We start from the raw sequence: 25,973 nt of genomic DNA, 5'->3' as shown, positions 1-25,973 counted from the left end.
TTTTTGTAACATTTTCTTTTGATTTTACGTATAAATAAAAGCATAGCGCATAAACCTTAATATTATTATTCCATTATTTAGATGAGACAACTAAAAATTACGAAGCAGGTTACTAATAGAGAAACTGCTTCGCTGGATAAATATCTTCAAGAAATAGGTAAAGTTGATTTGATTACTGCCGATGAAGAAGTAGAATTAGCACAGCGTATTAAAGCCGGAGATCAAGTTGCTTTAGAGAAACTTACTAAAGCTAATTTACGTTTTGTGGTTTCGGTAGCAAAGCAGTATCAAAACCAAGGACTTACATTGCCAGATTTAATTAATGAAGGAAATTTAGGGTTGATTAAAGCTGCCCAAAGATTTGATGAAACTCGTGGATTTAAATTTATTTCCTATGCTGTTTGGTGGATTAGACAATCTATTCTTCAAGCATTAGCAGAACAATCAAGAATTGTTCGTCTTCCATTAAACAAGATTGGGTCTATCAACAAAATTAATAAGACTTTTGCCTTTTTAGAGCAAGCTCATGAACGTCCACCAAGTGCTGAAGAAATTGCAAAAGAATTGGACATGACTATTAATGATGTCAAGGAGTCCATGAAAAACTCTGGTCGCCATGTTAGTATGGATGCTCCTTTAGTAGAAGGTGAAGATTCTAACCTGTATGACGTTTTAAATAGTGGTGAGTCTCCTAACCCAGATAAAGAATTATTACACGAGTCCTTACGTACTGAAATCGAGAGAGCATTGGAAACATTGACTCCGCGTGAGGCTGATGTGATTCGTTTGTATTTCGGTTTGGGAAATCAACATCCTATGACCTTGGAAGAAATAGGAGAAACCTTTGATTTAACTCGTGAACGTGTGAGACAGATTAAAGAAAAAGCTATTAGAAGACTAAAACATACTTCAAGAAGTAAAATATTAAAAACCTATTTAGGTTAGTAATTTTAATAAATTACGACTATATTACCAGCACAACAGTTACAAAACATAACTGTTCGTTTTTTGATTGATGAAAGAACCCTCGGAGTGATGACCGAGGGTTCATTTTTTTATCCTATTTTTGCAAAAAATTTATTAAATGGACTCAAAAATTATAGCACCCTCACTTTTAGCCGCAGATTTTGCCAATCTTCAAAGAGATATTGAAATGGTTAATCAAAGTGAAGCCCAATGGTTTCACATTGACATTATGGATGGTGTCTTTGTTCCTAATATTTCATTTGGAATGCCAGTTTTACAAGCCATTTCCACGCATGCCAAAAAACCATTGGATGTCCATTTAATGATAGTTGATCCAGACAGATATATCAAAACTTTTGCTGATTTAGGAAGCACCAATTTAACAGTGCATTTTGAAGCCTGCACACATCTACACAGGACTTTGCAAGCCATTAAGGCAGAAGGTATGAAAGCTGGTGTTGCTTTAAATCCGCATACCAACATTAATCTTTTAGAAGACATCATTAACGACATTGATTTAGTCTGCTTAATGAGCGTTAATCCAGGTTTCGGAGGCCAAAGTTTCATTGAGAATACATACCATAAAGTTTCTCAATTAAAAGATTTAATTGACCGTAAAGGTGCTAAAACTCTAATAGAGATTGACGGAGGCGTTACCAATCAAAATGCTAAGGAGCTTGTTGATGTTGGTGCTGATGTATTAGTGGCCGGAAGTTATGTATTTAAAAGTGACAACCAACTTAATACCATTAAAGACTTAAAGAAACTTGCTAATTCCTAAAGCTTTGTCTCAGTTTCAGGTATTACTTCCATATCCATAACTGTAGCCATAGTTGTAACCATAGGATTTACCAGAAGAAACACCATTTAAAACATATCCCATGTTTTTAAGTCTTCCGGATTCATGTAATCCTTTGGAAAACTCTAACAGATTCTTCTCTGTATAATTGGCTCTTATTAAATAAATTGTTGCGTCTGCAAATTGAGAAATCATGGTCGTATCTGTAACCAAAATGGTTGGCGCCGTATCTACAATGACATAGTCGTAAAGTTCCCTTGCCTCATTTAATAATTCTTCAAAACGACCATTGGTAAGTAACTGAGCTGGATTTGGCGGAATATTTCCAGATATCAAAATATCATGCTTTGCATGTTTATTAAATCCATTAATTAAGATACTTTTCCAATCAACGGAAGCATCATGAAGATAATTTGAAAGTCCAAAATTATTCTTATTAATATCTTTATTTAAATAGGTATGAATTTGTGGATTTCTAAGGTCAGCCCCTATCAACAACACCTTTTTATTCAGGCTGGATAATGCTAAAGATAAATTAAGCGCCACATAGGTTTTACCCTCTCCTTTAATAGTTGAAGTACAATAAACAACCTTCCCTGCATTGCTAGTCTTTTTTGAATTGCTTGAGGAAATAAGATAATTTACATTAGAGCCTAAAATTCTAAATGCCTCAGCTTGTGTTGAAGTATCATTAGGATCCACAAACACAAGGTGATGATCTTTAACAATAGGAAGTTCTGATATTATTGGAACTTCGGGTATCACTAATTCAACATCGCGCTTACTTTTAACCTTTGTATTCAATAAAAATAACAAATAAATAATTCCAAAGGGAAGTGCTAAACCTGCGATAATAGCAGTTAGATAAACATTCTTAGATGATGGAGAAATAGGTATCGAATTTGACAAAGCGTATTCCACAACCTTTACAGATGGTTCTGTTATAGCTAAATTAATAGCAGCTTCTTCCCGTTTTTGAAGCAAAAATAAATAAAGACTTTCCTTGATGGATTGTTGTCTTTGAATGGCTCTAAAGACCTTTTCTTTTCCCGGAAGGGTAGAAACCTGGGATGTGAATTTTTTATTCCTAGATTCAAAACTACGTCTTGAAGCCTCCAATTGGTTTTTATAAGCTTTTAAAGAAGCATTAATATTAACCTTGACATCCTCAATTTTAGAGTTGAGTAATTTGACAGTAGGATTATTTTCCATGGCACTTACCCCAAATTCATTTCGTTCAAATATCAATTGATTGTATTGACTGACAAGGGCATTGACATCCCCGCTTGCCAAACCAATATTTGCTGGTAATAGATCAGAAATACTATCATTTTCATTTAGAGTCTCATCTAATAGTTCAGAAAGCATAATTTGGTTCTCAACGTCATAAACCATTTGTTCAGATTCAGTCATCTGCCCAACCTCAAGGGCCGCGTTGGCTTCAAGGGAAATTAAATTATTCTCTTGCTTAAAGTCCTTTATTTCTCCTTCAATAGAATCTAACTCCCTTGCTAAATAATTAAACCGCTCATCAATAAAGTTGATTGTTCTTCTAGAAACCTCTTGACGATCATTAATACCATCTCTATTGAAAATTTGAATTAAGGTATTGATTACCATTTCAAGTTTGTGGACACTTTCCCCTGAATAATTGATTTGCAATAAATCACTATTATTACCAATAACACTTATGTTTATTTGTCCTTTGAGCTTTTTGGTTGCATCTTTAATCGGGATTAGTCTTAAGAGATAAGATTTGCCAACATAGGATTTAATGTTCAAATTATTATTTACCTTAATCTCAAATGGCAGTTTGTGTTTAACCTTGTAAGTATTGTATCCTGGAATTACTATAGGAGATTCTGAATCCCCTTTATAAATATCGAATCCATTTTCCTTAACATCAATTGTATAGCTTCCCCAATTAATGCTATCATTATCTATAGTTTTAAGTAATTCAAAAGGAAAACCACTAATTTCAGTAGTCCTTATACTTCCAACATCATAATACTCCATCGTTAGGTCTAATTCCCTTACGACCCTTTCCATAATACGATAAGATTTAAGAACCTCTATTTCATTAGCCAGATTAATATTAGACCTACTGAATACGAAAGCTGCTGTAGGAAGTTCTAAACCCTTCCCTTTATTTAATATTTTAATTTTTGCGGTTGAAGAATAAACCTTTGGTTGGTATCTCAAATATAAAACACCAAGTATTAAAAAAAGTACAACTGTAATTACAAACCAATACCAATACTTACCATACTTAAAAAATTGTTGTTTGATAAAATCCCCTTGATTATTCTGGGAACCATTTGCAGAAGGAGCATTGGGCATCATAAATTCGAAATTAAAATTACCGTTGAAATTATAAGCGTTAAAAATCCAACCGTACTAGCAATATCCTTTATATATCCAGCTTGCTTAACTCTAGGACTATTGGGGTTTACAATGATTAAGTCATTTGGTTTTATTTGGTAGAAAGGACTATTGAAAACTTCTCCAGACCGAATATCAATTGTCGCTATTTGTCTTTGGCCATCTCGTTCTCTGATAAACATGATATCATTTCTTTTACCATTAATTTGTAGGTCTCCTGCCATTCCAATGGCTTGAAAAATAGTAATATTGTCTTCACTAAAATTATAAGTACCTGGACTACCAACTTCACCTAGAATAGTAAATTTAGCGTTTAATAAACGAATCATAACAGTTGGGTTTACTAAGTGCCCATCTTTCTCTAAAATTTCAACTAAATCTCCTTGAAGATCTTTAACAGTTTTCCCTTCTGTTGAAATTTCACCAAGAACAGGCATATTTACGGTGTTGTCTTGTGAAACTAGGTATCCTTGCATCAGCATCATGGCATTACCTCCACTATTTCCTCCACCAGAATTGCCCTGAACTCTCGATGTTGGTTTATTGTAAGGTTTAGCAGTTTCTTCAACTAGTGCTCCAATATCAATTTTCAATATGTCATTAGGCTGAATTTCAGGACTCTCATATTGATAAGAGGTATTATTATACTGTTCTGAATCCTGTAGATACCAAATTTCCTTTTTCGTGGCACACGAGTTCACCAAAAAAATTATGGGAAGATAAATTCGAAGTATGTTTCTCATTGAATGTACTATAGAGTTACAAATATAACCCATTATAAGAACTAACAAAGTTTTACAGAAAATAGAACTAAAAAATGTTCAATTGCTCAGAAACACGCAAGGCTATTTGTGAGATTTTAGTATTCAACTTGACACGTTTTATCCAATTGTAAATAAAGAATATGGAATATAACGACACTCCTGAGGAAATAAGCGTAAATAATTGAACATGAATATCCCAGTCACTGCACCAATAGGTAATCATAACTAGAGCGCCATTGATTGCAACTACCCAACCTGTGGTTTGTATATGTGAAAAACCAAGTTGTAGAAATTTGTGATGCAAATGATTATTGTCAGCCTCAAAAGGACTTTTTTTCAAAATAAACATTCTAAACAGAAAAATTCTTAGTGTATCCAATAGCGGAAAGAAAACAAAGGATAAGGCAAGAATTGGGGCTGATTTATAATATTGACTGTAATCCATACTTTGGGAACTACCTATAAATCTTACCGCAAAAAAGGCAATTAAAAACCCTACAAGCATCGATCCGGTATCACCCATAAAAATCTTATGATTTCTTGAAAAATTCAATCTTAGGAATGGAACCAAGGCTCCAATCAGAGCTATTGAAATAGTTGCCATACTAACATCCTTAGCAGAAATAAACACTATAGCAAACATGGCACTTGCAAATAACCCTAAAGAACCAGCTAAACCATCAATACCATCAATTAAATTAAAGGCATTAATTATTAATAGGTATACGAATAGTGTGAAAATAACTGAAACCCAATAAGGTAATATATAAATATCTAACAACCCATGAAGACTTGAAATCCTTGTATCGGTAAAAATCATTAACAATCCGGCTGCTATTAATTGACCTACAAATTTCTTTTTCGGAGATAAAATCAAAAGATCATCTTTCAAGCCCAAGAAAAAAAGTAATGTTAACCCCCCAAGAAGTAACAATAAAATTTTAGTATCCAATAGTGCTCCTATTGTTGTAATAACAACAACAATACTAAGAAAAATACCTATTCCTCCTAGTGTTGGAATTTTAGTTGAATGCATACTTCTTTCACCTGGCTCATCCATTAAATGCTTTTCATGAGCGACAAATAAAATAGTTGGAAAAGACAAAAAGGAAACTATAAAGGCTAACACAAAAGTAATAGTCAGCCAAATTCCCAAGTAATCTACAGGATTGAAGTAATCTAGTATTTCCTTTATCATATTAATTAATAGCTTTAGTAAGAATCTTAAGACTCCTAACCGTTAACAAATTTACGACAATAATCTACAAATTAGATGCCTTGGGATAAAATTACTGAATATGCAACTATTCTTCGTTTAATTATTTCATTCATAAATTAAACACTAAATTATTGCAATTTTAAGGGATTTTTCCAAAATTAATGTTAAAGCTGTTACCAAACTACTTCTTAATCCATTGTGGAATCTTGGAAAGATTTTTAAGGCCAATAGTAATCAAGGGTGAGGGCAATCCGTTTGATTTTGCAGCAATTAGATCTTCCCTTGTTTTTAGAATTAGATTTTTGATGCTTTTATTGCTAGCACCACCAACTCGCATTTTGACAACAGTTTTTTCTAAGAAAGCAAACTTAAATTCAGGGTTTTTAAAAATTCTGAGAATGAAATCATAATCTGCTGCAATTTTAAACTTTGTATTGAAAGCACCTTCTTTTTTATAAATACTACTATTCAAAAATAAAGTGGGGTGAGCTGGCATCCAGCCACGATTCAACAAAGATGGTTTGAAATTTTGACTCTTCCAGTTCCTAATGATATGTGAACTATCATTAAAATCAACATAATGAAGGTTGCCGTAAACTCCATCTACTTTTTCGGAATCAAAAAGTTCCACTATATTTTTCAAAATATCCTTTGAAGCCAAATAGTCATCTGAGTGCACAAATCCAATAATATCTCCTGTTGCTAATGCAATCCCCTTATTCAGCGCATCGTAAATACCATTGTCCTTTTCACAAACCCATTTAACATTGCTTTTCGTATTGGCATATTCTTTAATTAAGTCTACGGTCCCATCCAGCGACCCTCCATCAATTATAATATGCTCAACATTAGGAAATGTTTGGTCTAAAACTGAATCAAAACAAGTTTGGACCGTTTTTACGCTATTGTAGGTTGCTGTTATTATGGAAACTGTTTTCATTCAGAAATTTTTCTTTCCTTAACGATCTCTGCAGGATTCCCTTTATAAATCATGTTGGGAATTAAACGTTTTGTCGCAATTGAACCAACAGTTAAAACACTATAGGATCCAACCACTACTCCGGGTCCTACTATTGATTTAGCACCAATCCAACACCCATCTTCCAGATTGATTTCTCCAACCAAAAGATCAAATGTACTCTTTTTAAAATCATGATTTCCACAAAGCAAAAAGGCTCCTTGAGATAGACAAACATTCTTTCCTATTATTACTTGAGCTAAATTATCAATCCAAACGCGTTCTCCTATCCAACTGTTATCTCCAATTGATAATTTCCAAGGATATTTGATGTTCACATGAGGTTTAATGACCACTTTTTTACCAACTTCAGCTCCAAACATTCTCAAGAAAAAAACTTTTAACCTAGATGATGGAAATAGTCCAGTTTGAAAGAAAATTTCATTTATAAAATACCAACAAAGTCTTTTAATGATTCCCGCTCCTGGCTGGTACCAGGAATTATCAAAAGCAGATAAATCGACTTTGTTAGCCATGTTTTTAGTTTCCTTTCTTTAACAAATCATCGAAATAGGTGATGGTTTTAACCAAGCCTTCTTTTAATGGAATCTTAGGCTCCCAACCGTTCAGTTCCTTTTTAGCCAGATCTATAACCGGTTGTCTTTGTAAAGGATCATCCTGAGGCAAAGGCATATGAATAATTTTTGATTTGGTTCCGGTAAGATCAATGACTTGTTGAGCCAACTCCAGCATGGTAAACTCTCCAGGATTCCCAACATTTACTGGTCCAACAAACCCATCTCTACTATTCATCATTCTGATCATTCCTTCTACCAAATCATCCACATATTGAAAACTTCTTGTTTGTGTACCGTCACCAAAAACCGTAATATCATCTCCTTTAAGAGCTTGAACGATAAAATTTGAAACTACTCTACCATCATCAGGATTCATTCTTGGTCCGTAGGTATTGAAAATTCTAACAATCTTAATATCCACATCATTTTGAATATGATAATCCATAAATAAGGTCTCAGCACAACGCTTCCCTTCATCGTAACAAGATCTTAAACCTATCGGATTTACGTTCCCCCAATAACTTTCCGGTTGTGGATGAATAGCAGGGTCACCATAAACTTCAGAGGTAGAAGCCTGTAGAATTTTAGCTTTGACTCGTTTAGCTAGTCCCAACATATTAATAGCTCCCATCACAGAAGTCTTAATGGTTTTAATAGGATTATACTGGTAATGAACTGGTGACGCTGGACAAGCCAAGTTATAAATCTCGTCAACCTCAACCATATAAGGATTAGTTACATCATGTCTAACCAATTCAAAATAATGGTGATCCATGAGGTGCTCAACATTTCTTTTGCTTCCAGTAAAATAATTATCCAGACAAATGACTTCGTTGCCTTCACTCAATAATCTTTCACAAATATGAGAGCCAACAAATCCTGCTCCTCCAGTTACTAAAATTCTTTTCATTCTAAAAAAATATGTTTTTGGTACTTTCTATTAGTTTTGGATTCTCTGTAAATACCTTTGCGTAATTATATGATGATCGTGACCACAAATTAAAGGTTTTCTCATCCATTAAAGAAAATGTATTTAACATTTCTACAAATTCTGAGGATTTGGAAAGTGATATATCGTTTCCTATTTGTTTATCCTTTAGATTTCTCCAAGGGGTTTGATTAGAAATGATTACAGGACATCCATTCTGCCAAGATTCCATAATTACATGTCCGAAATTTTCATGCATGGTAGGTAAAAGCAATACATGCTGTTTTTGCAATACTGTAGCCAATTGGAAATTGGGTATGGCTCCTAAATAATCAACCATTACATTTGATGGCATATTATTTATTATTTTCTGACATTTATCCCAGTAATCTTTTTCATCAATTGGGCCAATGATACTAAAGGTAATTTTCATTTCCTTTTTGGTTTCTTGAAGAAAATTAAGAGCATGGATCAATCCTTTTTTGAAAGCAATTCTGGACAGGAAAAAGACTTTTAAATGATGAACCTCTTTTGTACTTTCAACAAAAGGAGCCATTTTTGATGATAAATTGGGGGCTATTTTGATCTCTAGATTATCACCTAATTGCTTTATAATTTCATCTTTTTCAAGTTCGGAGGTAGCATGCCAAACAACCTTTTTGTGAAAACCAAGCCATCTAAACAATTTCAAAAACACTTGCTTTTTTAATGGTTTAATAGCTAAAGCTCCCGCTCCTAACATCCCCCTTGGCGCCAGAACTTTTTTTATTTCAACAGACCTATAAATCCATTGAGGAAGAAGACTGAACTTAATGGAAAAGAAGGAATTAAAATAAATGGCATAAAAACTTGCTTCCTTAATGAGCCTAAAGTATTCCGCCTTATTTTGATGGGCTTCATCTAAATAAATGATATGAAAGCTCTGTTTATCAATCCAAGAATTGAAAGGAATATTTTGATAAGGCTCCTTTTCGCCCAAATCTTTATTTGAGGTCACTACGTAAAAGTAAAACTCATCATTCAGATGAGAAATCATATTATTTACCGATTGAATAGGACCACCTGCCTTATATCCGGGTAAAAACCAATCTATAAAAAGTAAAATATTCTTTCTTTTACCCATTGGCCATTTCTTCATAAAGTTTCAAATATTCATTTGCAATTACTTCTAATTGAAACCTCTCTACATTTTTAAATCCCTTTTTTACGATTTCAGTCCTGAAATCTTCATTTGATATTACTTTTTCTATACCAAATTTAATTTCATTTACATCAAAGGGATTTACTAAGTAGGCACCATCACCAGCAACCTCTTTCATAGCTCCAATATTAGACGTTATAACTGGCCTTCCTATAGTTTGCGCCTCAATTATTGGCATTCCAAAACCCTCATATGTTGAAGGAAATAACACCAAATCGCATTCTTGATATAATTCTACAATTTTTTGATAAGGTATATTTTGAAAACTTTTATAATCCAAGTTATACATCTCCAACAATTTCTTTTGTTTCATTGATAACTTTCCCACAATTAGCAATTGACATTTAATTTGTTTCAAAGCTTCAATACTTCTCTCCAAATTTTTATTGGATTTTGTTCCGACTAAAAGAATCGAAGGTTTATCTTTTTGAAACTCCTTTGACAAAGAGATGAGCCTATTATTTACCGGATTATAAATCACATGAACTTTAGATTTGGCAAAAGGAACTAATTGTATAAATTCCTTTTTCGAAAAATTAGATATCACCGTTATTTTATGGACAAAAAGTGACGGAATCCAGAACCAAAACAACTTAATAAACAACCTATGAATAAAAGAACCGTAAAAAGCTGATTTAACATCATGAATGGTCAATAAACTTTTGCGTCCTAAAACTAAAGCTATATAATTAACATGACCAGTTATATGATTGATTTCACCTCTGTTTTTATAGGCATACTTTAAATTTCGGGATACACTTTTTAAATCGGCTCCAGAAGATTTTAACCTAATTTCTTCAGTATTAATAATCTTTTGGACTTCTTTTGAAATATTGCCAAACAACTCTTCAATGCTATTAAACTGAGGGAGTTTGCTTCTAAAAAAATAAGTAACCTTTATAGTGCTTCTTTCAGTTCCCATTTTAAATATTTAATTGATGCAAAGAAGAATAAAGCTACTACAATCGAGGCTTTAAACAAGTGATTTAGAACCACTACGAGTTCCGTTTCAGCCTTAACTACCTGAAGAAATAATACTGGCAAAAACATTAACACTAGGGGATATTTAAAAGTAATCTTCACTAATTTTTTCCAATACCAAGCTAAAAAACCACCCCAAATCAGCATAAATACGGCTCCATTTACCACCCCAAAATTAGCATAGCTTTCTCCAATTATACTAAGTCCCATAGATGTTCCATCAGATAATGGTAAACCCGTATATTTTTCAAAGTTTTCCTGCCCACCCGCCATTTTTTTTGAAGGGTTTAAAAATCTTGGCAGGATGCTTGAAAACAAGGCTTCAATAACTGTTTCTCCTCCTGCATAGGCCTGAAAAGTAGGTGTATAATACATAATTGCGGAAATAATCCACCCTTGATTTAATCTAACGTTTAACTCCTCATCACTCTCCTCTTCCTCAAAATACCCATCAGAGAGCCGGTCATCCAAAATATTTACAAAGAGTTCAAGTTTATTTCCACTATACCCTCCCCAAACATTTGCCCTAAAGGAACTTTTTACAGCTTGAATGGCAATTGCCATGACAATTCCTGCTGATATTAATAACAGCTTTGTTCCCATAGCAGGACGTTTTTTTAGAGACCAATACATAAACATGAAAATACCCCACAATAACAAATCATGAAACATTGCTCTTGCCAAGGCATTTAAAAATAGATAAAAAACTGCCCCATAAAAATAATATTGATCTGATTTTCGGGGAGAAAACAACAATAGTAATGCACCAATAAACTTGAACTGTGCAATAAGAAAGAAAAAAAAAGATAATGCAGAAGGAGTTACAGCACTTAAAACATCTGCCCCTACTCCTATAAATAATAATTGTTTAGCATATGGCAAATACTTTAGGAAATTAATGGAGTAGGACTTACTTTGCTTTTTCAGCATTAAAAACAGGGGTAGGCAAAAACAGAAGAATGCAGGCACGACATAAGACATGTAGGTAGATTGATCAACGTACATATAATATTTGTAATGTGAGGTTTCTTGACCATAACTTATTATTGGCCCTATAACCCATTGTAATCCAGCTATAAGCATCATTAATTCCATGATGGGAATCGTTTTCCCTAAGGCATCAATGAATTGCCAGAATATATAAATAACAAGTATAACACCTACAATCTCCCACATAATTATATACTATTCTTAATTGCCTCCACAATATAATTAAAACTGTAAGTGTCTATCTTTTCATGTGCTCTTAAACCCATTTCTTTACAATTCGTTTTTGTAAGTTGATTTAAAACTTGAATCAAGGAAATACCTTCATTAGACTTAAATACATACCCAGTTAAACCATTTTCCACCAAATCGCATGCTGAACCAACTTTATCACTGACTATCGCTCCCCTAGAAGAGGCCATAGCTTCATTAACTACCAAGCCCCAAGTTTCACCTGGACCTTGTGAAGGTAAACACAAAATATCACCCAATCGATAAACAATTGGCATTTTTGATTGATTTTGGAAAGGCAAAAAAAGTATATTTTCATCTTCCGAAGCCAGATGTTTCAACTGGCTTTCCAGTGGACCAGAACCAATAAGCACTAACTTAATTTCTTTTTCCGCTTTTAAATTAAATTCCTGCACCGCTGAAATTAATAATTCTGGATTTTTCTTTGGTTCAAATTTACCAACAAATAAAACAACCAAATCTTCTTCAAATAATCCTAATTCTTTTCTCCATTCAATTGCCTCCTCATCATAATTAAGATTTTTAGACGATTCAAACCTCCTATTGTCAATTGCATGTGGAGCAAAAATCAATTGATTCTCTTTCAATCCATACTCCAAATAATAGTTTTTGTTATTCTCTCCAACATAAAGAACTTTGTCCACAAATTTGTAAACATAAGTCAACCAAATCTTGCGAAGAAGTTTCTTGACAAAATTCAAATCATCTAATAAATTCGAATCACCTCTAAACCAAATTTCCCTTTTATTTTTGAAGTACCTCATAACTTCAAAATGGCTCTTTAAGTACCATCCAAATACTAGGATTGTATCTGGATTCCAAAGTGATATTTTTTCAATTAAGTCAGGACAAATAATACCATTTTTATGATGTGACCCTGGTTCTTTGGATACATTATCAACAAATTCGTATTCATATCCATCCAAAAGAGGAATATCCCAAACTATTTTCTCCCCAAAAGTTCGATCAATAAATCCTTCTTTAGTTTGCGACCAAGTATAAAAAACCTTAACCTCAATATTGGGTTGTTCAGCTAAAAGCCTAAACCACGGTGCATAATACTGAATAGGATGTGTCGTTACTATAGCTAGTTTCTTGGTCATTTTTGATTATTATTTTATTCTTTTCAATTGAACCAAAACAGGTAGCATTTGCTCTTGGAATACAGTTTCAAAATTAAACCTTTCATGAAAGTCTTTACTTGCGCCTTTCGAAAATTTTGAAATTTCCCTATCAATAACAGCCATAACATGTAGCAAGGAATCTTTAGTCAAATCGGTAAAAAAAGTCCATTCAAAGTCTTCTAAATACGCTCTATAATGTGCATTATCAAAAAGAATAATAGGCATTCCGCTCGCCGCATATTCATAGATTTTATTAGATGCCGTACCACCTGTTGAATAGGTGACATTATAGGGTTTGTGAATGGCGAGTCCAATGTCAAATTGTGATAAATAAAAAGGGAGTTCAGCAAATGATTTCATACCGTGATAGGTAAAGTGGTCATGCACATAATGTTTTTCTACTAGTGCCTCTATAGATTTTAAATAACTCTCCCTAACCTTGCCAACCAAATGAAGCTCTACTTTTTTACCATTTATTGCATGATGTAGGACCCCTATAATTTCTTCAAGCCCATGACCTGACCCAATGGATCCTTGAAACACTAACTTGATTGTGGAATCTTCATTTTGTTTTTGATTTTCAGCTTTTGAATAAAAATCTTCAAGGGGATAATTAGGCAATATAACCGGCTCCTGATTACTTTTCAGCTTTGGAAAGTACTGAAGCCTTTCTTTTGCTGGTAAACTAAATACATCTAAAAATTGGAATGATCTTTTCTCGAATCTCGCCGCCATACCCATTATGGATAATGTTCCAGTACGCTTCATATCCACCACATCATGATTGTGATACCACCAAATCACTTTCTTTTTTCTAAGTGTATTTCTAATTAAATACGAAGCAAACAAAGGAATAGCATCATTTACCAAAAGAACATCGCTATTTCGCGTTAGAACAAGACTTTTAATTGTTTTGACAAAATTGTAGAAATGAGCAATTTTGGCCCTAAACCCAATTTTTTCAATCTCGAACCCAGTGAATTGCTCTTTATTTACATAATTAATGTTGACATTTTCTGGATAGTCCCATTTAGAAACTAACATATTTCTAGTAACCACATCAACCTTATCAGAAATTTCAGCTAATTGCATTATTGCCGCCACTGTAGGAGGATATAGCTCTGGATGTGTGTAAATCGCAATAACAATATGTTTAAATCTTTTAATGCTCATGGAATACTTTTTGAATCATTTCATTTATTCTATTCTCAAAAGTATAATTCGCAGCAAAGCACTTGGCTAATCCATTTTGAGCTATTTGTACCCTCCCATCTTCATTTTTTAAATAATAGGTCACTTTTTCCAACAATTCCTCTTTCGATGAAAAATATTCAGCTTCCCTACCTTCCTCAAAAAGCCGTAAGTGCTCTTCTGTCCGTTCTGCTAGCATAAATCCTCCACTTGCTGGAATTTCTATGCTTCTTGAGGTTTGTACGTCCCGATTCATTTTTCTTAAAAAATTAAGTGCTACTTTGGAACATCCCAAGGCTGCATTAAAGTCATCTCCATACAGATGTTTATGGTGAAAAATCAAATTTTCATGATACTTTCCCGTATCATCCACACTCCAACCATAAATATGAACCTTAACACCATTTTCTGCAAGATAAACTAAATGCTCTAACCTATCTTGCTCTTTGGTACCAATAAACACGACATCGTGTACACAATCAAAATCGTTACAATCATTCACAGGATGATTGATTTGAGGATCGATGGCCTTGTCTTGAAATAAGACCTTAGCACCCAGGGATGGTAATTCATCAGGATTACAGTTGTAAGATTTTTGGGTAACTACCAAATTGTAATGCTTTAATGACCAAGTGTACCACAATGATCTATTGTGCCAAGCAAACATATCGTCATTAGACCAAGAAATTGATTTGCACCCCATTTGTTTAATAAACTTTAAAGTCTTTGGCTTTACCAAAACACCTTTTACTATAAAAACCAAATCTGGTTTAAAATTTAAGCAGGCTTGTTTTATTCGCTTATTCAAATTGTTTACATCCCTTGGCAATTTAACCTTATGCATGACCTTATCCAAAAAGCCCATCTGGTAGTTCTCATCATGGGCAAACAACACTTGTAATTCCATGCCCATTTTTTTCCAAGCAGCAAAGGTTTTTAATCGTTGCTCTGGTAAAGGTGCACTAGGATAAACAAAAAGAACTTTTTTGGGATTCATGATCTTCAATTTATACCAAACTGTTTTTTAAATTTACGCTTTTGCTTCCAAACCAATATGGGCCTCCATAAGGTTCGATACAGTAAAGATTGTATTAGGGTAGCAGCTTTCCATGGCAAAACTTTTATCAAAGCATTATAAAGCTTGCCTCCTTTTGGTGGAAGCTCACTACCTCCAAGTGCGATTATTTTGTTTTCAAACTGTGTGACATAAGATTTATGCTTAGGATAGAATAGATATACCCATTTTTGAAATAAATTGGCAAATACCAAGCGCATTCTAGGGGAATCCTCAGCTTCCAACATCACATCACAAGCTCTATTTAATCCAATTACCACTGATGTTGCTGTATTTTCAGGCAAATTAATAGTCATCACAGAGGTCATCGCGTTAGAGCTACCCTTTCTGTAATAGTGTTTGGCACCTTTTGCAAAACCAATTCCGTCAGACTGCAATATTAACCGGGTGGAAAACTCCAAGTCATTGGTAATGGTTAGTCGTTCGTCCCATCCGCCCGCTTGCTCCAACATAGATTTGGGTATTAACCACATCCAAACTGCCAACATCGATCCCGCTAAATGGTGGTCATCTACGTACCAATCCAAGGCACTTTTATAATCCTTATAGATTGGATTTTCATTCCAACTTACATGATTGATATCATCTACAAAATAGTGCCACTCTCCAAAAACCAATCTGTTTGGATTTTCGCGCCATTTCTCTACCATGATTTCAATACAATCATCAGCTAGGATATCATCGGCATCCAAAAACTTCACTAGATCACCTGTAGCTTTGGCGATTCCGAAATTTGAGTTGGAAGCCTGTCCTAAATTACCCCGGTTATAAATGGTTAAATTAGGAAGATCTAAAGCCTCAACAAGAGCCATACTGTTATCTGTTGATCCTCCATTCACCACTAAAATTTCTATATTCTTATATGTCTGATTTTGTAGTGATTCGAGGGTATCAGTAATATACGCTTCAGCATTGTGTACCGGAATGATCACGGATACTTTCTCCATTATTTCCTGTTTAGTTTTTTTCGCTGCAAAACACTAGTTCGCTGCTGATTTTAAAATTTTTGACCAAGATACCTTACAAGACTTTCTAATGTTATTCGCCTTCGCCCATCTTCCATGTTTAGCCAATCGTAATATCTGTCTTGAAAAGCGTCTGTAAACCAATTCTATGGCTTGCTTTCTTTGATCTTCCTCTAAGGGCATATTTTCATCCTGCAGCGTTTGCAATTGATGTTTAAAGGCATTTTCCAAATAGAAAAAACTCTCATGACCCTTTGTAATTTCCTGATCATCATGCTGTCTCCAATAGGCAAGACCAGGAACCATTTTAACTACGGGATAACTCAAAGCGAGCTTGTACCACAGCTCTGTATCTCCTATATATCTGGTGCCAGTAAAACCACCTACTTTTTCAAAAACATCTCGTCTTATAATAGTTCCGGTTGGACCTAATTTTAAAACTCCCCGCTTTAAAAACTCCCGATAAAAGGACTCTTTTGGCTGCATAACAAAAGGATACGCCTTAATATCTTCAGCTACTTCTTGGGAAATCCCCAAAGCACATTCAGGATGTGCCTCCATGGTATTAACCATGATACCTAAACCATGTGGGTATAACAAATCATCGGCATCCAAGTATTTTAAATAAGTGCCTTTGGCATAGGATGCGGCACGATTACGGTTGGGGTAATCCCCTAAGTTTTCTTGGTTGACGTGCACCTGAATTCGGTCATCCTTGGCTGCATACTCTTGAGCTATGGAAACCGAAGCGTCCTTGGATTGGTCATCAACAATAATAAGTTCCCAATTGGAATAATCTGAAGCCAAAACACTTTCAATGCAGGCTGCTAGATATTTCTCCCGATTGTAAACGGTGGTTAATATAGAGACTATTGGTTTTTGCATAACATTTTTTTAAAAGTCCTAAAATACATTCACATTAGGAAAGGTACTCTTTTAGACCTTCTTTGAACGTAAATTTAGGTTCCCAACCCAAGGTTGTCCTTAACAGGGTATTGTCGCCAACCATATTCCAAACTTCATTATCACGGTATTCTAGGGCTCCAAAATTAATTTTCGACTCGCTATGAACTTCATTTTTAATGTCCAAAGCTATTTCTTTTATGGATTTACCTTGACCAGAGCACACGTTAAAGACTTTCTTATTTGCTTTTTCAGAATTAGCCATCAACATAGCCTGAACCACATCTTTGATGTACAGAAAATCTCTAATTTGCTCACCTTTGGTCATATTAAATTCTTTATTGTTTTTTAGAGTTTCAATCAATTGAGGAATAAAAAACTGTTGCCCCATACCTTTCCCAAAGAAATTGAACAGTCTTAAGACCGTAAATGACTTACCATAAATTTCAGAAAAGGTTTGAACAGCTTTTTCTGCGCAATACTTTGACAATGAGTATGGTGAAGCCGGAACAAAATCACTATTTTCTTTAAATGGCGCCTTTACCATGTCTCCTCCATATACTTCACTAGTACTTACAAAAATGAACTTTTGATATGCTGTCGCACTCAAAGCATTTAATAAATTATTGGTTCCATTTAAATTGGTTTTTAAAACCTCATTAACAACCGTAAAATCTCTGGTTCTGTTTAAAGAAGCTGCTAGATGGTAAACAATGTCTGGTTGAATTTCCGAGATAAAATCTGATAAAGATTCTTGGTCGTTTAGATCTATAGCGAATGATTGGATATTACTTCGGGATTCATCAGTTGACATATCAAAAGAAACCACTTGGGCTCCTAATTCTAACAAGGCGGGTATTAAATGACTGGCTAAAAACCCATTTCCGCCTGTAACCAATACCTTTTTATTCTTTAAATTTATATCGCCCATGGCAAGGACTTAGAGATAGCTGATTGAACAAAGTCTTCCAGATCGCTACTTGTATTCAATTTATTTTCTTGGTAGAAATCTTTATACCAAGTAATTGTTTTATCTAATGTTTTCTCGAAATTCCAAACGGGTTCCCATTTTAAAAGCTTGTGAGCCTTGGAGCAGTCTAACATTAAAAGATTAGCTTCATGATATTGAGACGAATCTGCTGCTAATTGATATTCAATTTTGTCCCAAAAGCTTTTTGCTTGACCGATTAAAGTCTCTACAGTAACGTTGTTGCTTAAATTAGGCCCAAAATTCCATCCCTCAGTATATTCTTTTTTACCTTTCAATAAATAAGCGCCCAATGTAAGATAACCACTTAAAGGATCGAGAACGTGCTGCCAAGGCCTAGTTGCCAAAGGGTTTCTTATGACTACAGTTTCGTCTAAAGATGCTGCTCTCACCATATCTGGAACCAATCGATCTTGAGCCCAATCTCCACCTCCAATAACATTCCCTGCCCTAACACTTGCCAATAACTTGTTTTCACTATTGAAAAAAGACTTTTTATAAGACTCGGTTACCAACTCGGCACAACCTTTGGAAGCACTATAAGGATCATGTCCTCCCATAGGATCATTCTCACGATAGCCCCAAATCCATTCTTTGTTTTCGTAGCATTTATCGCTGGTTACATTCACCACAACCCTAACGGATGGTGTTTTACGGCTCATTTCAAAAACATTGGCCGTACCCAGAATATTGGTGTGCAGGGTTTCTAACGGATTTTCATAACTAAACCTTACCAACGATTGGGCCGCCAAATGAAATACAATCTCAGGCTGATACGTTTGAAAGACTTTTTCTAAATCACTGAGACTATTTATATCTCCTTTGATAGCATCATACGAATCATTTAATAACTCATGATGATTGGTTTCTGTAATGTTTCCTAAAGAAAACCCGATTACTTTGGCTTCCATTTTTAGCAACCAATGCACCAACCAACTTCCTTTAAACCCAGTATCTCCAGTTACTAAAACTGTTTTGTCCTTATAGATCCCTCCAAAAAGTTTTGTCATTTCCATGATTTCCAATGCGCGTTATTTGAATCCCAAAGTTCGTTAAGTACCTTATTGTCTCTTAAAGTATCCATGGGCTTCCAGAATCCCTCATGTTTATAAGAATACAACTCACCATCCAAAGCCAGTTTCTCTAAAGGTTGCTTCTCAAATACTGTAGCATCACCCTCAGTAATATAATCTAACACTTTGGGTTCACAAACAAAAAAACCGCCATTAATCCAAGTACCATCTCCTTTTGGCTTTTCTTGAAATGCTTCAATTTTAGAATTTCCTGAAAATTTCAAAGAACCAAATCGGCCCTCTGGCTGAACAGCAGTCATTGTAATAGCTTTACCATGTTCTTCATGGGATTTTACAAGTTTATGAATATCAACATCAGAAACGCCATCGCCATAAGTTAACATAAACCTTTCTCCATTAATCAAATCTTCAACTCGTTTAATTCTCCCCCCCGTCATGGTATTTAATCCTGTATCCACTAGACTTACTTTCCAAGGTTCTGCTGTGTTATTTAAAATCTCCATTTGATTTTGCTTAATATCTATGGTCACATCACTTTGATGCAAGTAATAGTTAGCAAAATATTCTTTGATGACATATCCTTTATAGCCCAATAAAATAACAAAATCATTAAACCCATAATGGGAATAACTTTTCATAATATGCCATAAAATGGGTTTATTTCCTATTGGAACCATAGGTTTGGGTATATTTTGGGTTTCCTCACTAAGTCGAGTTCCAAAACCACCCGCCAGAATTAATACTTTCATAAATGAATTTTAGATTCTAAACAAAGAAAACAAAAAAGACCATCATAGGGAAATTTTAAGCATTAAGATAACTCTAAGAAAAACAAATACTAACTCCCTATTTAAAATTAATTTAGAAAAAGGTTCACACAATCAACTTTTAATCAACAGAGCTAAAGTTTTTGAAACCAACCGGCCAGATTCTTGATGTAAATGATTCCCGTCAGTATATTTTAATTTTGAGTTTAAATAGGTTAAGTCAAAATATCCGTCAGATAAGCTTCTTGCTTCTTGAACTACCTTATCAAAATTTGGCATATAACTACTTTCAATATCCATCAATTCGTTATGCACGGGCAGCCTTACCAAATAAACCTTACCGTTTTTCTTTAGAAAACTTATCGTTTGTTTAAGAGCCTCTAATCTGGCTGTTGAGAACTTGTAAGTCTTTAAGTTTTCCATGTAGTCATTCTTGGCCCTTAGAATTCTTTTGTTAACTATAGCCGAATCCATTTTAACATCTATTTCCAACCAACCATCATCATTCAAAAAACGAGAACTGTCTTTTTTGCTGGTTAATAAGGTTATAAACTTTCCGTTTAAATTTTTTAAAAGATATTCAGGATTGGGTTTACAGTTGACCAAAGAAGTATTACCCAAGCATAATTTATTTTCTCTAAAATTTGACACATCATCAGGAAGTTGTGATTTTGAAGAAATACTCCAAGGATCTACGGCTAAAATAAAAACTCCTTCATGCTCGGTAGTTTTTAGTTTTTTTTGAATAGCTTTTAAGTACACTGGACCGTAAGGGCTATGGGCTACTGTAAAGGAAAAATTATAAAAATCTTTTTGTAAGATGCTATCGAACACTTGGGGAATTAAACCTTGGGCCGCTCTTGAAGTTCCCAATATCAAATTACTTTTTTTTGAGGTAGTAAATCTAAGATAATATGCATCGGTATATCCATCAGCCATTGAAAAAAGGCTCGTCAAGACCAAAAGGAGCAATGCTGATATAATTAAAAAATTGACTAAAAAATGCCTCATACACTAAAAGTCACTTGAATTAATAGTTCTAGGAGAATTTACTACATTACTATCAAACCATTTAGAAAATTTTCGAGCTCCTTCAATGTTTAAGTGTGATGCATCTAAGTAATCCTTCTCATCAAGTTTAAAGTTTCCAAAATCCAAAAATTTCACATCCCCAAATCTTTCATTTAAAACCTTTTTAAATTCATTTTCATTTTGCCAATATTCATAGTCTTTTCTTTGAGGACTTCTAATCAAAATAATTTCAACATCGTACTGTCTGCATATATTAATGATTTTATCTAAATAGAGTAAATTCGCTTCAGATATTTCATAGTCTTTAAAATTTATTTCCTGTTCAGCGAACTCATTATTTTTATCTCTTTCAACTTTTGGGTTATATCCCCCCAGGTTTCTATCATAAGTCATTACCCCATTTGAGATTTTGGTGATTCTAGATTTTAAAATGACTGAATAAGTCTGGATAAAACAAAAAGGATTTTTAGACAAAAGGAACATTTTTTCTTTAAGTGAAATTACAGGAGCATATTTCTCAAGTCTAAAAGACATGGTTTCATTACCCCAAATCCAGGAATTCATTTTTTCATCAATAGAGTTATTTGAAAATTCTATAAATACCTTCTTTACACTTTTATTATTTTTAAGCAATAGGCTTACTTTATTGTAAGTATAAAAATAAGCTTCCCCTGACTCAGCAAAATTGACAAAATCCTTAATTATTTCATCATCATATGTCAATGCAGCATGAGAATGTCCAAAAAGTAAGTTACTTGGTTTAGAACCAACCTCAAATTTGGTATTGGAAATCAAAATCCTAGATGTGGTTTCTTCAAAAAAAAGGACCACTACTATGGTTAGTATCGCAAAAAAAATTGTATTTCTAATAAATCTGCCCAATACTAAAACTGAAAGTAAATAAACTCTTGTTTTTCGCCACTATACAAAAATACAGTAATCGCTATTATCAAATATATTCCCCACCTAAGGACTCTATTTTTCAAGAAATAATCTAACCCTTCAATAGCATATTGCCCCTTTCTGCCCAACCATTCTACCATCATAAAGAGCACAATAAGATTCAGAATATTTTGATAATCAAAATAATTACTTAACAATAGATATGACCCAGGATGCCTGAACATCCCCTGCAGGTAATCAATGGCGTGACCAAGGCTCTCTGCCCTAAAGAAGACCCAAGCTACCACGGTAAGGAAAAATGTCAACCCCATCTGCAAAACCTCCCTGAGGCTCGGTAGTATTCGCCCTTCGGCAACCACCCCTAAGTTGTGACGGTTCCTTTTGGTCAACAGCAACGGCAAAAAGTAAACCGCGTTCAAAAAACCCCATATTAGAAACGTCCAGTTAGCACCGTGCCAAAACCCACTTACCACAAAAATAATAAAGGTATTCCTTACCTTCATCCAAGTACCACCACGACTACCTCCTAAAGGTATGTACAAATAATCCCTGAACCAGGTAGACAAAGAAATATGCCAACGACGCCAAAACTCTGCTATGTCTCTAGAAAAATACGGGAACGCAAAGTTCTGCATCAAGTTAAAGCCAAACAACCGGGAGGTCCCAATTGCAATGTCTGAATAGCCTGAAAAATCACCATAGATCTGAAAGGTGAAAAACAAGGCCCCCATGAACAAGGTACTTCCAGAATAATCACCGGAATTGTTGAAGATCTCATTAGCAAACTGAGCACAGTTATCGGCAATAACGACTTTCTTAAAAAGCCCCCAAAGGATCTGACGCATACCGTTGACCGCATTGGCATAGTCAAACTCTCGTCTTTTGTAAAACTGTGGAAGCAAGTTGCTTGCCCGCTCTATGGGACCGGCGACCAACTGAGGAAAAAAGCTAACAAATGCGGTAAAGGCTACCAGATCTCTGGTCGGCTCCAGCTCACGCTTGTAGACATCTATCGTATAGCTCATGGTCTGGAAGGTATAGAAACTGATTCCCACAGGCAAAATAATGTCCAACCGGGCCGCGTCCATTGAAACACCAAGAAACGTGAACGCCTGGGAAAAACTCTCAGCAAAAAAATTATAGTACTTGAAAAAACCAAGAAATCCAAGGTTGGTGAGCATGCTAACCCACAATAGAAGCTTACGTCGAGAGGGACGGAGCTCTTTATTCAGAGCCAGTCCAACAGTATAGTCCACCAAAGTGCTAAAAGCAATCAAGGACAGAAAACGCCAGTCCCAGCAACCATAAAAATAATAGCTTGCTATGACAATGACCAGATTCTGAACCTTGATACCTAAACGGTCTACCAGCCAATAAATTCCGAAAACAATGGGTAGAAATATGGCGAAATCAATTGTATTAAATAACAAGGTATAATTTTTGTAAGGTTAATAGAAAGGCTGCGAATAAATAAAAAATACTTGAACTCATTTTTACTATCTGGTATAATTTCAAAAAATTCTAAAAATTTTGACTTATAGATTTATCTTAAAATACCCAATATCATTCTTAAGGAGCTATTCAACTTTAAAATTCTAGCAATAAACTCCTTTCTCTCTCGCCAAGTCAAACTATGTTTAATATTTCTATAAGACAATAAAAGAAAATCTGCCTGTTTTTTATTTCTTGATTTGAATGATTTATTTTTTTTATTTAATGGCACATAAGAATCCATCATTTTCAATACCTCATCATGGGTCCTCAAAGCGCTACCATTTAAAAAGGTTTCGTTTGTTGCATTATTAGAATGTATCCTATATTCCGCCAGAACTTTATTGGAGATAGCAATAGGATAATTATTAGATATTCTAAACCACATTTCCCAATCTTCCATACAGTCTAAGCTCCTATCAAAGGCTCCAATGGTTTCATAAACCTCTCTCTTAACAACCATTGAAGGCGTTTGTATCAACTGTTGTAAATACAGTTTTTCGTCTAAGTCATTTACTATTCCTTCCTTTTCCTGGACCATTCCTGTTAACCCTTTCCAATTACTATTTGCATCTATATAAATGGATCGACAAAAAGCTGCCTTCGCCATTTCATATTTTTCAAATAGTTCAGTCATTTCAGAATAAAAACCATAGAGAAGTTTATCATCTCCATGGAGCAAGTGAATTAGTTTACCTTTTGACTTCAGCAAACCTGTTTCATAGTTCTTTACTTTACCAACGTTACTTTCCTGTCTAAAAAATTCAACCCTTCCCTTTCCAATTTCTTTTACAACAGCCTCAGGATCGTCTTTTGTAGAAAAATCATCTACAACAATTATCTGCATAAGTTTTGGCCCCAGATCCTGACTTAGAACTGACTGTAAAGTTTCCCTTAAAAAATGTGCACAGTTATAAGTGGGAATAACTACTGACCATACAGGTCTATTTTCATCATCATCTAATTTTGGAAGAATTAAGTAGTTTGCAGAGTTTTCACTTTTTTTCATAGATCGCTAATATAGCATTTGATAATTTCCTTGTTCAAAGTCCTCTTTATATATTCTATTTAGAACTACTAAATCTTCTTTAGACAACTCCCCTTTATATTCTTTAGAATTGCTAGTATTTCTTTTTATGCCTAAATTAATTCCTGTCAGTTTTGAAAAATCTTCCTTTTGATCTTCAAGCCTTAATATTTTTTTCATAGGAACAGCAATTGGAATTTTATTAAATGCACTAATTTGTATGGTGCTTTTCTGTGACATAAAATGCTCATCAAGTAGAATCCCTTTTGGAAGGAATGAAATTAACTCGCTCAATTGCATAGTCAAAAATTTATCAGCAATCATTTCATCACTGTCCGTATTGGAAAGCCCTAAGTAGGGAAACATACATGTGTGAACATTTTCCCAAGTATGTAAACCTCCTAAAATTCTTTCTGGTTGCTTCCTAAACTTATCTGAAAATAGAGATAAAAATCGATCGTAAGGATTCCTTACTAATAAGTATTTATTATAAGAATAGTGTTTTAAAATATGTCTAAAAACTGGGTAATTTAACTTATAGCTTAGGTATTTTAATTCTCCCCCACTTTGATTTTGAAGGGTAGAATAAGCCACTTTGTATGAAGTAAAAACAAAAAATTTCTTACTATAATTTATAAAAACTGCCATAATTGTAAAGATTCTAAATATATCCTATCAGAGGCATCTTTTTTCCAGTTATTATTTCAAAAATATACCTTATTCCTTTAACTGGAATCCAAGTATTAATTTTCTTAATATCATACCTATATTTACCTAATTTTGGTTTTTTGCTCATATTATGCAAAATTGTTTTAAAAAAACCATAGATGTTATGGGGATACTTATATCTATAGGGAGGTTTTATATTATAGGTATTGTCAGCTTCAGTATATACTACATTTCGTTGTCCTTTATGCATATGGAACGCTTTGATGCTGAAAGCAGGATTTAAAACCTTATATCCTGAAAGCTCTAAATCATACAAAAATCGATTATCACATCTAGCAACCCCTAATGGATATGACGCCTTCAATCCCTTCTGTATTTCACCTTTAAACACCCATGCATCTTGACTGTCATTGTGATTGAAAAGTAAAGGCTTCCTAGATTCTGTTGTATCCCACCTAGCCAATGCAAAACACGTATATTCCAAATTCAAATATTCTAGAACTGCAATTTCCTTTTCAAAAAAAATATCAGTATTAGCTATAATATGAATTGTATCCTTAAATGTATGATTATTTATATATCCTATAAAATCATCATATGTTGGCCTTTTTGCCACTTGAACTTCAACAATCTTCTCTGGACATAATTCCTTTAAAGAATCACCTTCGTTAAATATAACTATTGTCGAGAAATGAGAATTTTCTACATTTTTTTTTATGCAAGAAATCAACTCTTGCTTACGGGATTCATTTTTTTCGTTGTAAAAAGTAGTATAGAGATTAATCAAAA

Annotated in this window: 25 protein-coding genes; 2 read left to right on the top strand and 23 right to left on the bottom strand. The window is 34.1% G+C overall.

From position 1 onward, the window contains the following. Positions 1-81: 81 nt before the first annotated feature. Both ZA07_RS09035 and rpe read left to right on the top strand, forming a co-directional pair. Complete coding sequence (locus ZA07_RS09035; protein WP_053971370.1) at positions 82-945, top strand: RNA polymerase sigma factor RpoD/SigA; 864 nt, start codon at positions 82-84, stop codon at positions 943-945. Between the two features lie 139 nt (positions 946-1,084). Beyond that, the gene (gene rpe / locus ZA07_RS09030; RefSeq protein WP_053971369.1) at positions 1,085-1,747 is read left to right on the top strand and encodes a ribulose-phosphate 3-epimerase; all 663 of its coding nucleotides are present in this window, start codon (positions 1,085-1,087) and stop codon (positions 1,745-1,747) included. Positions 1,748-1,762: 15 nt separating this feature from the next. Here the strand turns inward: rpe and ZA07_RS09025 are convergent, their stop codons facing one another. The 23 genes from ZA07_RS09025 to ZA07_RS08915 all read right to left on the bottom strand — a co-directional run bounded on the left by ZA07_RS09025 (position 1,763) and on the right by ZA07_RS08915 (position 25,971). Beyond that, positions 1,763-4,108 (bottom strand): tyrosine-protein kinase domain-containing protein, encoded by a 2,346-nt coding sequence (locus tag ZA07_RS09025; protein WP_082316557.1) that lies wholly within the window; start codon positions 4,106-4,108, stop codon positions 1,763-1,765. Beyond that, positions 4,105-4,890: a polysaccharide biosynthesis/export family protein gene (locus ZA07_RS09020; RefSeq protein WP_053971367.1), complete on the bottom strand. Its 786-nt coding sequence runs from the start codon at positions 4,888-4,890 to the stop codon at positions 4,105-4,107. The genes ZA07_RS09025 and ZA07_RS09020 overlap by 4 nt, the downstream gene beginning before the upstream one ends. Before the next feature lie 67 nt (positions 4,891-4,957). After that, on the bottom strand, positions 4,958-6,109 hold the full coding sequence (locus ZA07_RS09015) for an MraY family glycosyltransferase (RefSeq protein WP_053971366.1): 1,152 nt from the start codon (positions 6,107-6,109) through the stop codon (positions 4,958-4,960). A 202-nt stretch (positions 6,110-6,311) separates the two neighbouring features. Next, positions 6,312-7,070 (bottom strand): glycosyltransferase family 2 protein, encoded by a 759-nt coding sequence (locus ZA07_RS09010; RefSeq protein WP_053971365.1) that lies wholly within the window; start codon positions 7,068-7,070, stop codon positions 6,312-6,314. Then, a complete protein-coding gene (locus ZA07_RS09005) occupies positions 7,067-7,624 on the bottom strand; it encodes a WcaF family extracellular polysaccharide biosynthesis acetyltransferase (RefSeq protein ID WP_053971364.1) in 558 nt (185 codons plus the stop codon). The genes ZA07_RS09010 and ZA07_RS09005 overlap by 4 nt, the downstream gene beginning before the upstream one ends. A gap of 4 nt (positions 7,625-7,628) precedes the next feature. Next, on the bottom strand, positions 7,629-8,576 hold the full coding sequence (locus ZA07_RS09000) for a UDP-glucuronic acid decarboxylase family protein (RefSeq protein ID WP_053971363.1): 948 nt from the start codon (positions 8,574-8,576) through the stop codon (positions 7,629-7,631). 1 nt (position 8,577) lies between these two features. Continuing rightward, on the bottom strand, positions 8,578-9,732 hold the full coding sequence (locus ZA07_RS08995) for a glycosyltransferase (protein ID WP_082316556.1): 1,155 nt from the start codon (positions 9,730-9,732) through the stop codon (positions 8,578-8,580). Further along, positions 9,710-10,717 carry a glycosyltransferase family 1 protein gene (locus ZA07_RS08990; protein ID WP_053971361.1) on the bottom strand — a complete coding sequence of 336 codons (1,008 nt, stop codon included), beginning with the start codon at positions 10,715-10,717 and terminating at the stop codon, positions 9,710-9,712. The genes ZA07_RS08995 and ZA07_RS08990 overlap by 23 nt, the downstream gene beginning before the upstream one ends. Next, entirely contained in the window at positions 10,693-11,952 is a 1,260-nt protein-coding gene (locus ZA07_RS08985) for an O-antigen polysaccharide polymerase Wzy (RefSeq protein ID WP_053971360.1), read from the bottom strand. The genes ZA07_RS08990 and ZA07_RS08985 overlap by 25 nt, the downstream gene beginning before the upstream one ends. Positions 11,953-11,954: 2 nt before the next feature. Further along, positions 11,955-13,118, bottom strand: coding sequence for a glycosyltransferase family 4 protein (locus ZA07_RS08980; protein ID WP_053971359.1), 1,164 nt, complete (start codon positions 13,116-13,118; stop codon positions 11,955-11,957). 9 nt (positions 13,119-13,127) lie between these two features. After that, positions 13,128-14,312: a glycosyltransferase gene (locus ZA07_RS08975; RefSeq protein ID WP_053971358.1), complete on the bottom strand. Its 1,185-nt coding sequence runs from the start codon at positions 14,310-14,312 to the stop codon at positions 13,128-13,130. Then, the gene (locus tag ZA07_RS08970) at positions 14,302-15,327 is read right to left on the bottom strand and encodes a glycosyltransferase (RefSeq protein ID WP_053971357.1); all 1,026 of its coding nucleotides are present in this window, start codon (positions 15,325-15,327) and stop codon (positions 14,302-14,304) included. The genes ZA07_RS08975 and ZA07_RS08970 overlap by 11 nt, the downstream gene beginning before the upstream one ends. 5 nt (positions 15,328-15,332) lie before the next feature. After that, positions 15,333-16,352 carry a glycosyltransferase family 2 protein gene (locus ZA07_RS08965; protein WP_053971356.1) on the bottom strand — a complete coding sequence of 340 codons (1,020 nt, stop codon included), beginning with the start codon at positions 16,350-16,352 and terminating at the stop codon, positions 15,333-15,335. Between the two features lie 33 nt (positions 16,353-16,385). Continuing rightward, positions 16,386-17,255: a glycosyltransferase family A protein gene (locus ZA07_RS08960; protein ID WP_053971355.1), complete on the bottom strand. Its 870-nt coding sequence runs from the start codon at positions 17,253-17,255 to the stop codon at positions 16,386-16,388. A 34-nt stretch (positions 17,256-17,289) separates the two neighbouring features. Next, positions 17,290-18,204: an NAD(P)-dependent oxidoreductase gene (locus tag ZA07_RS08955; RefSeq protein ID WP_053971354.1), complete on the bottom strand. Its 915-nt coding sequence runs from the start codon at positions 18,202-18,204 to the stop codon at positions 17,290-17,292. Continuing rightward, complete coding sequence (gene rfbG / locus ZA07_RS08950; RefSeq protein WP_053972106.1) at positions 18,192-19,271, bottom strand: CDP-glucose 4,6-dehydratase; 1,080 nt, start codon at positions 19,269-19,271, stop codon at positions 18,192-18,194. The genes ZA07_RS08955 and rfbG overlap by 13 nt, the downstream gene beginning before the upstream one ends. Continuing rightward, positions 19,268-20,044 carry a glucose-1-phosphate cytidylyltransferase gene (gene rfbF / locus ZA07_RS08945; protein ID WP_053971353.1) on the bottom strand — a complete coding sequence of 259 codons (777 nt, stop codon included), beginning with the start codon at positions 20,042-20,044 and terminating at the stop codon, positions 19,268-19,270. The genes rfbG and rfbF overlap by 4 nt, the downstream gene beginning before the upstream one ends. Positions 20,045-20,176: 132 nt before the next feature. Then, positions 20,177-21,073: a hypothetical protein gene (locus tag ZA07_RS08940; protein ID WP_157492103.1), complete on the bottom strand. Its 897-nt coding sequence runs from the start codon at positions 21,071-21,073 to the stop codon at positions 20,177-20,179. Positions 21,074-21,076: 3 nt separating this feature from the next. Continuing rightward, a complete protein-coding gene (locus ZA07_RS08935) occupies positions 21,077-21,889 on the bottom strand; it encodes a hypothetical protein (RefSeq protein ID WP_157492102.1) in 813 nt (270 codons plus the stop codon). Positions 21,890-21,978: 89 nt separating this feature from the next. Next, on the bottom strand, positions 21,979-23,427 hold the full coding sequence (locus ZA07_RS08930; RefSeq protein WP_053971350.1) for an MBOAT family protein: 1,449 nt from the start codon (positions 23,425-23,427) through the stop codon (positions 21,979-21,981). Between the two features lie 113 nt (positions 23,428-23,540). After that, positions 23,541-24,497 (bottom strand): glycosyltransferase, encoded by a 957-nt coding sequence (locus ZA07_RS08925; RefSeq protein ID WP_053971349.1) that lies wholly within the window; start codon positions 24,495-24,497, stop codon positions 23,541-23,543. A 6-nt stretch (positions 24,498-24,503) separates the two neighbouring features. Then, the gene (locus ZA07_RS08920) at positions 24,504-25,163 is read right to left on the bottom strand and encodes a sulfotransferase family 2 domain-containing protein (protein ID WP_053971348.1); all 660 of its coding nucleotides are present in this window, start codon (positions 25,161-25,163) and stop codon (positions 24,504-24,506) included. Between the two features lie 13 nt (positions 25,164-25,176). After that, the gene (locus tag ZA07_RS08915; protein ID WP_053971347.1) at positions 25,177-25,971 is read right to left on the bottom strand and encodes a hypothetical protein; all 795 of its coding nucleotides are present in this window, start codon (positions 25,969-25,971) and stop codon (positions 25,177-25,179) included. Between the last annotated feature and the right edge of the window lie 2 nt (positions 25,972-25,973).

This window comes from Mangrovimonas sp. ST2L15 (genome assembly GCF_001280515.1).
Lineage (GTDB): Bacteria > Bacteroidota > Bacteroidia > Flavobacteriales > Flavobacteriaceae > Mangrovimonas > Mangrovimonas futianensis.
This window is presented reverse-complemented; position numbering and strand designations above follow the sequence as displayed.